At 73.9% G+C, this 4556-nt stretch carries 5 protein-coding genes; 4 read left to right on the forward strand and 1 reads right to left on the reverse strand.

The annotated features are described in order from the left end of the window. A partial coding sequence (locus MXD58_RS20585; RefSeq protein ID WP_308302005.1) for an ATP-binding protein occupies positions 1–183 on the forward strand: 183 nt, incomplete at its 5' end. Here the strand turns inward: MXD58_RS20585 and MXD58_RS20590 are convergent. Then, entirely contained in the window at positions 156–569 is a 414-nt protein-coding gene (locus MXD58_RS20590) for a VOC family protein (protein WP_250609751.1), read from the reverse strand. The two genes, MXD58_RS20585 and MXD58_RS20590, sit on opposite strands and share 28 nt — an antisense overlap. Positions 570–725: 156 nt before the next feature. On the opposite strand from MXD58_RS20590, the gene MXD58_RS20595 reads away from it, so the two are divergent. The 3 genes from MXD58_RS20595 (at position 726) to MXD58_RS20605 (ending at position 4542) form a co-directional block, all read left to right on the forward strand. Next, positions 726–2687 (forward strand): APC family permease, encoded by a 1962-nt coding sequence (locus MXD58_RS20595; RefSeq protein ID WP_248837037.1) that lies wholly within the window; start codon positions 726–728, stop codon positions 2685–2687. A gap of 5 nt (positions 2688–2692) precedes the next feature. Beyond that, on the forward strand, positions 2693–3331 hold the full coding sequence (locus tag MXD58_RS20600) for a helix-turn-helix domain-containing protein (protein WP_248837036.1): 639 nt from the start codon (positions 2693–2695) through the stop codon (positions 3329–3331). Between the two features lie 188 nt (positions 3332–3519). Then, positions 3520–4542 (forward strand): helicase domain-containing protein, encoded by a 1023-nt coding sequence (locus MXD58_RS20605; RefSeq protein WP_250609752.1) that lies wholly within the window; start codon positions 3520–3522, stop codon positions 4540–4542. Positions 4543–4556 lie beyond the last annotated feature (14 nt).

Consider the following 4556-nt stretch of genomic DNA (forward strand, 5'->3'; position numbering starts at 1 on the left):
GCGCAGGGCGGCGCCGGGCTCGGCCTGTCCATCGTGGCCGCGATCGCCGCCGCCCACGGCGGGAGCGCCGAGGTGGCCAACCATCCGGACGGCGGCGCCGTCGTCACGATCGTCCTGCCGGCGGCTCCCGCCGACGGGCAGGTCGAGTCCGCGGATCAGCGCTGGTCGCGGCGCAGCGGGTGATCGGCGGGGATCTCCACGAGCACCAGCGCGATCCCGTCCGGATCGGCGATCCACATCTCGTCCAGGCCCCACGGCTCCCGCCGCGGCGCACGGGTGATCGCCACCCCGGCGGCGGCGAGGCGCCCGTGCTCGGCGGCGAGGTCACGCACCTGCAGCCACAGCCCCGGCCCCGCGCCGCGCGCCGCGGGCGCCTCGGGCGCGTGCCCGGACACCTCCAGCAGGCCCTGACCCAGGAAGAAGACCGTGCCGGGACTCTGCGGCCCCCCGAACTCCCGGTAGACCGCGAGGCCCAGGACGTCCCGGTAGAACACGCGGCTGCGCGCCGGGTCCACCGGCCGGATCAGAACACGACTGCTGAGGACCTCCATGCGGCAAGTCTCACCCACCCCTGTCACCCGTGCCGCGCGTACCGGGTCGTGGTGACGCCGGCGACCGATCCGCCCCGGGTCCGCGTGCCGCGCGCGGCGGCGGGGGAGGATGCTCGCCATGCCAGGACTTCCACACCGATCGGGACGCGCGCCAGCGGGAAGGCCCACCGGGTCGTGACCGTCACCGCCGAGCCGGCGCGGGTCACCGGGCGGACCCGGCGCCTGCGCGCCTGGCTGCTCGCCGGCTCCGCCCAGGCCCAGCAGCACTCCGGCCCGCACGCCCAGCCCACCGCCGAGCACAAGCTGCACCCCTGGTGGCGGGTGATGTGCCTGACCGGCGTCGACTACTTCTCCACCCTGGGCTACCAGCCCGGCATCGCCGCGCTCGCGGCCGGCGCCGTCAGCCCCATCGCCACCGCCGTCCTCGTCCTCGTGACACTCGCCGGGGCCCTGCCGGTCTATCGGAGGGTGGCGAAGGACAGCCCGCACGGCGAGGGTTCCATCGCCATGCTCGAACACGAACTGTCCTGGTGGAAGGGCAAGATCCTCGTTCTGGTCCTGCTCGGCTTCGCCTGCACCGACTTCCTCATCACTGTCACGCTGTCCGCCGCCGACGCCACCGCCCACATCCTGGAGAACCCCTACGCCCCGCACGCGCTGGAAGGCCACCGGGTCGGCGTCACCCTGGTGCTGCTCACCGCGCTCGGCGCGGTGTTCCTGATCGGGTTCACCGAGGCCGTCGGCATCGCCGTGGTGCTCGTCGCCCTCTACCTGGGCCTGAACGCCATCGTCGTCGGCGACGCCCTGGTGAAGATCGTCTCGCAGCCGCACCTCGTCGGCGACTGGCATGCCCTGCTCGTGCGCGAGCACCCGGACCCGATCGCGCTTATCGGCTTCGCGCTGATCGTGTTCCCCAAACTCGCCCTGGGCCTGTCCGGCTTCGAGACCGGCGTCGCCGTGATGCCCCTGGTCCGCGGCGACACCGCCGACACCGAGGACCGCCCCACCGGGCGCATCCGCGGCACCCGCACCCTGCTGACCACCGCCGCACTGATCATGGCCGTCTACCTGATCACCAGCAGCCTCGCCACCACCCTGCTCATCCCGCCCGAGGCATTCAAGGCGGGTGGCGAGGCAAACGGGCGGGCGCTGGCCTACCTCGCCCACGACGAGCTCGGCAGCGCCTTCGGCACCGTCTACGACCTCAGCACCATCGCGATCCTCTGGTTCGCCGGCGCCTCGGCGCTCGCCGGCCTGCTCAACCTCGTGCCCCGCTACCTGCCCCGCTATGGCATGGCCCCGACCTGGGCGCGCTCCGTGCGCCCGCTGGTGCTCGTGTTCACCGCGATCGGCTTCGCCGTCACGATCTTCTTCCAGGCCAGCGTCGACAAGCAGGGCGGCGCCTACGCCACCGGCGTGCTCGTGCTCATCACCTCCGCGGCCCTCGCCGTCACCCTGGCCACGGCCCGCCGCCGCGGCCGGCGCCGGGCCGCCGGCTTCGGCGTGATCACCGCCGTGTTCGTCTACACCACCATCGCCAACATCATCGAACGGCCCGACGGCCTCATCATCGGCTCGATCTTCATCATCGCGATCATGCTGGTGTCGTTCTCCTCACGGGCGCTGCGCTCGTTCGAGCTGCGGGTCACCGGCGTGCGCCTGGACCCGGCCGCGCAGGCCTGGGTCCGCGAGGCCGCCGCGGCGGGTTCGCTGCACCTCGTCGCCAACGAACTCGACGTCGGCGACGCCGCCGAGTACGCCGAGAAGGCCCGCAAGGCCCACGACGAGCTGTTCCTCCCCGACGACGTCGCGCTGCTGTTCCTGGAGGTCTCCGTGCCCGACTCCTCCGAGTTCGAAGGTGAGCTCGACGTCCGCGGCCTGGACCGTGAGGGCTACCGCATCCTGTGCGCCACCAGCACGTCGGTGCCCAACGCGATCGCCGCCCTGCTGCTGCACCTGCGTGAGACCACCGGCGCGCGCCCGCACGTGTACTTCGAATGGACGGAGGGCAATCCCATCCTCAATTTCCTGCGGTTCCTGTTCATCGGCGTCGGTGAGGTCGCCACCGTCACCCGCGAGGTCCTGCGCGAAGCCGAACCCGACCCGGCCCAGCGGCCCTTCGTTCACGTCGCCTGAACGCCGTGGCGACGCCCGGCGCCCCCACCCGGGCGCAGCGCCGAGCACGCACCCGCGACGCGCTGTCAGCCGCGGCGATCACCCTGTTCTGTCAACGGGGCTTCGACGACGTCTCCGTCGCCGAGATCGCGGCGGCCGCGAACGTGTCCAAACCCACGCTGTTCGCCCACTTCCCGAGCAAGGAGGACCTCGTCCTGCACCGGATCCTCGACCACCGCGGCGAGGCCGGGCGGATCGTGGCGGGTCGTGGCGCCGACGTGGCACCGCTGACGGCGTTGCGCGAGCACCAGCTCGTCGGCCTCGACCGGCGCGAACCGGTGACCGGGCTGAACGAGCATCCCGAGGTCCTCGCCTTCCACGGCATGGTCTTCGCGACCCCGAGCCTGCAGGGCCGCCTCGCCCGGTACGCGGCAGAGGACGAACGGGCGCTCGCCGAGGCACTCGCGCGGGCGGCCCCGGGCGCCGGTGAACTCACCGCCCGCCTCGGCGCCGCCCAGATCATCGCCGTGCAGCGGGTCCTGGCCCGGGAGAACTGGGCCCGGCTGTCCGCCGGTGGATCCGCCGCCGCCCGCCACCCGGAGGCCACGGCCGCGACCCGGCTGGCCTTCGCGGCTCTGGCCCGCGCCCTGCCCGCCTACGCCTGAGGTCCCCGCCGCGGCCGGCGGGAGATCCCGCCCGCCCGCGCGCTGCGGCGCACCGGGAGTCCGACCGCGGTGCACTCGACTCCGCCTCCGCGGTGGGGCGCGGCGCCCTCGCCTCCGCCGCGCGGCGTCCCACGGTGACGATCCTTCCGCGCCCGGTAAGCTTTACCGGGTTAAGGAAAGGGGTCGGGATGAGCGGCAGCCACGGTGTCCATGGCCAGCTGGCCAAGGACGTTCCCGGCGATCCGGGTGTTCCCGGCGACCAGGGTGTTCCCGGCGATCAGGACGGCGAGGGCGGGGGCCTGGCGTCCGAACTCGCGTCGGAGCGGGCCTACCTCGAGCGCGGTCATCGCGCGCTGCTGGGGATGCGGCAGGAGGCCGCCGGGACCCGGGTGGCCGAGGGCGACGCGGAGGTCGACAAGGTCACCAACGAGTACCTGCGGGTGGCCCGCCAGCGCCGTGTCCTGGACCTCGCCGGCGGCGAGGGCACACCGCTGTTCTTCGCCCGCCTCGACTACGGCGGTGCCGACCAGGTGCCCGCCGCGGTGGCGGGGCGGCGCTTCTACCTGGGGCGCCGCCATGTGCGCGAGTCCGCCGGAGACGACCCGCTCGTCGTCGACTGGCGCACCGACGTGGCCCGGGCGTTCTACCGGGCGCACCGTGGCGACCCGATGGGCGTGCGCCGGCGGCGGCGCTTCGGCTACGACGGCGGCGAGCTCACCGCGTTCGAGGACGAACCCCTGGCGAGCGACGCCACCGCCGCACCCGAACCGGCCGCGGTGTCGCGACCACCGGCACCGGTCGACGGGATGGTCGCCCGGGAGATCGAACGGCCCCGATCGGGGCCGATGCGTGACATCGTCGCCACGATCCAGCCCGAGCAGGACGAGATCGTCCGCGCCGGCCTGGACCTGAGCCTGTGCGTGCAGGGCGCGCCGGGCACCGGCAAGACCGCCGTCGGCCTGCACCGCGCCGCCTACCTGCTCTTCGCCCACCGCGAGCGCCTCGCCCGCACCGGGGTCCTCGTCGTCGGGCCGAACCGGGCCTTCCTCGGCTACATCGCCGCGGTGCTGCCCTCCCTCGGCGAGAGCACGGTGCGGCACGCGACCCTCGACGACCTCCTCGACGCCACCGCCGGCCCGACCCGCCGCGCCGGCGCCGCCCGCCGGGAGGAGTCGGTGGGGGGGGGGCCCCTCACGCGCGGTCTCTTATAAACAAATCACCCTGC

The organism is Frankia sp. AgKG'84/4, assembly GCF_023242965.2.
Taxonomy (GTDB): Bacteria; Actinomycetota; Actinomycetes; order Frankiales; family Frankiaceae; genus Frankia.